Source organism: Streptomyces sp. KLMMK (genome assembly GCF_036961605.1).
GTDB classification, from domain to species: domain Bacteria; phylum Actinomycetota; class Actinomycetes; order Streptomycetales; family Streptomycetaceae; genus Streptomyces; species Streptomyces telluris.
Genome location: NZ_JBAMDC010000640.1, coordinates 1 through 2,244 on the forward strand (window position 1 = coordinate 1; position 2,244 = coordinate 2,244).

The 2,244-nt window shown below is 75.9% G+C and carries 2 protein-coding genes; both read left to right on the forward strand.

The genetic code is table 11. The annotated features are described in order from the left end of the window. Positions 1-832: (Fe-S)-binding protein (locus V7793_RS36610; RefSeq protein ID WP_336013993.1), on the forward strand; the 832-nt coding region annotated here is incomplete at its 5' end. A 174-nt stretch (positions 833-1,006) separates the two neighbouring features. Further along, the coding region (locus V7793_RS36615) for an acyclic terpene utilization AtuA family protein (RefSeq protein WP_336013994.1) at positions 1,007-2,244 on the forward strand (1,238 nt) is incomplete at its 3' end.

Consider the following 2,244-nt stretch of genomic DNA (forward strand, 5'->3'; position numbering starts at 1 on the left):
CGGCGCCGGTGCGTCCGGCAGCGGCCCCGGCGGCAACCGGTCCGGTTCCGGGGAACGGAGGGGCGGGCGGGAAGGGCGCCGCGCCGCGGGCGCGGATCTCGTGCTCTGGCCCGACACGTTCACCAACTTCCTCTCCCCGGAGGCCGGCCGCGCCGCCATGGCGGTCCTGGAGAGCGCCGGTCTGCGGGTCGCCGTCCCGCCGAAGGCGCCCTGCTGCGGCCTCACCTGGGTCTCCACCGGCCAACTCGACCGTGCCCGCAAGGAGATGCGCCGCACCCTCGGCCTCATGGCCCCGGCGCTCGCCGCCGGTCTGCCCGTCACCGTGCTGGAGCCCAGCTGCGCGGCCTCGCTCCGTACGGACCTCCCCGAGCTGCTTCCCGGCGATCCGCGGGCGCGCCGGCTGGCGGCGTCCGTCCGTACGTTCGCCCAGACCCTCGAAGAGCTCGCCCCGCACTGGCAGCCGCCCCGCCTGGACCGCCCCGTGGCCGGCCAGACCCACTGCCACCAGCACGCGGTCCTCGGCGACGCCGCCGAGCGCCGCCTGCGCGAGCGCGCCGGACTCGTGGGCGCCCTGAGCGGCGGATGCTGCGGCCTGGCCGGGAACTTCGGGTTCGAAGCGGGCCACTACGAGGTGTCCGTGGCGTGCGCGGAGGAGCAGCTGCTGCCCGCTCTGCGGCAGGCCGCCGGGCGGGGCGCGAAGGCGGAGGTCCTGGCCGACGGGTTCTCCTGCCGTACGCAGATCGCCCAGCTCGCGGGTGGCGAAGGCGTGCGCGCCCGCCACTTGGCCGACGTGCTCGCCGAGGCCCTTGCCGCCACCCCTCCGCACAACTGACCGAAAAATAAAGGCAAGCACGCTTGATTGTTTTCCCGGGCGCTGTCACGCTCTCCCCGTCCTGACGAACTCCCGAGGGAGCGGCACACAGTGACAGACCCCGAACCCTTACGCCCGCTGCGGATCGGCAACGCCTCCGGCTTCTACGGCGACCGCTTCGGCGCCCTCCGCGAGATGCTGACCGGCGGCCCCCTCGACGTCCTCACCGGCGACTACCTGGCCGAGCTGACCATGCTCATCCTCGGCCGCGACCGCCTCAAGGACCCCGCCCGCGGCTACGCCGGGACCTTCCTCCGCCAGCTCGAAGAGAGCCTCGGCCTCGCCGCCGACCGCGGCGTGAAGATCGTCGCCAATGCGGGCGGGCTCAACCCCGGCGGCCTCGCCCGCGAGATCCGCGCCCTCGCCCGCCGCGTCGGCGCCGACGTGCGCGTCGCCCACGTCGAGGGCGACGACCTGCTGCAGGAGCGGGAGTGGGGCCCGGACGTCCTCACGGCCAACGCCTACCTCGGCGGCGCGGGTATCGCCGCCTGCCTGCGCGCGGGCGCCGACATCGTCGTCACGGGCCGCGTCACCGACGCCGCGCTCGTCACCGGCCCCGCCGCGGCCCACTTCGGCTGGCTCGCCGACGACCTGGACCGGCTGGCCGGCGCGGTTGTCGCCGGGCACGTCCTGGAGTGCGGCACGCAGGCCACGGGCGGCAACTACTCCTTCTTCACCGAGCACGACGTCCGCCGCCCCGGCTTCCCGCTGGCCGAGATCCACGCCGACGGCTCGGCCGTCATCACCAAGCACCCCGGCACGGGCGGCGCCGTCACCGTGGGCACGGTCACGGCCCAGCTCCTGTACGAGACGGGCGGCCCGCGCTACCTGGGCCCCGACGTGACCGCCCGGCTGGACACCGTCCGGCTGGCGCAGGACGGCCCGGACCGCGTACGGATCAGCGGCGTGCGGGGCGAGGCCCCGCCGGCCACGCTCAAGGTGGGGCTCACGCGCGTGGGCGGCTGGCGCAACGAGGTCGTGTTCGTGCTGACGGGCCTCGACGTGGAGGCCAAGGCCGCCCTCGTACGGGCGCAGATGGAGGACGCGCTGGGCAAACGCCCGCCCGCCGAGGTCCGGTGGACCCTCGCGCGCACGGACCACGCCGACGCGGAGGTGCAGGAGGAGGCGAGCGCCCTGCTGCGGCTCGTCGTGCGCGACCCCGACCCCGAAGCGGTCGGCCGCGCCGTCAGCGGCGCGGCCGTCGAACTGGCCCTGGCCAGCTGCCCCGGCTTCCACGTCACCGCGCCGCCGGGCAGAGGATCCCCGTACGGCGTGTTCGAGGCCGCCGCGGTGGACGCGTACGCCGTCCGGCACACGGCGGTGCTGCCGGACGGGACGCGGCTGCGGGTGCCCGCCGTACCAGCGGCCGCGGA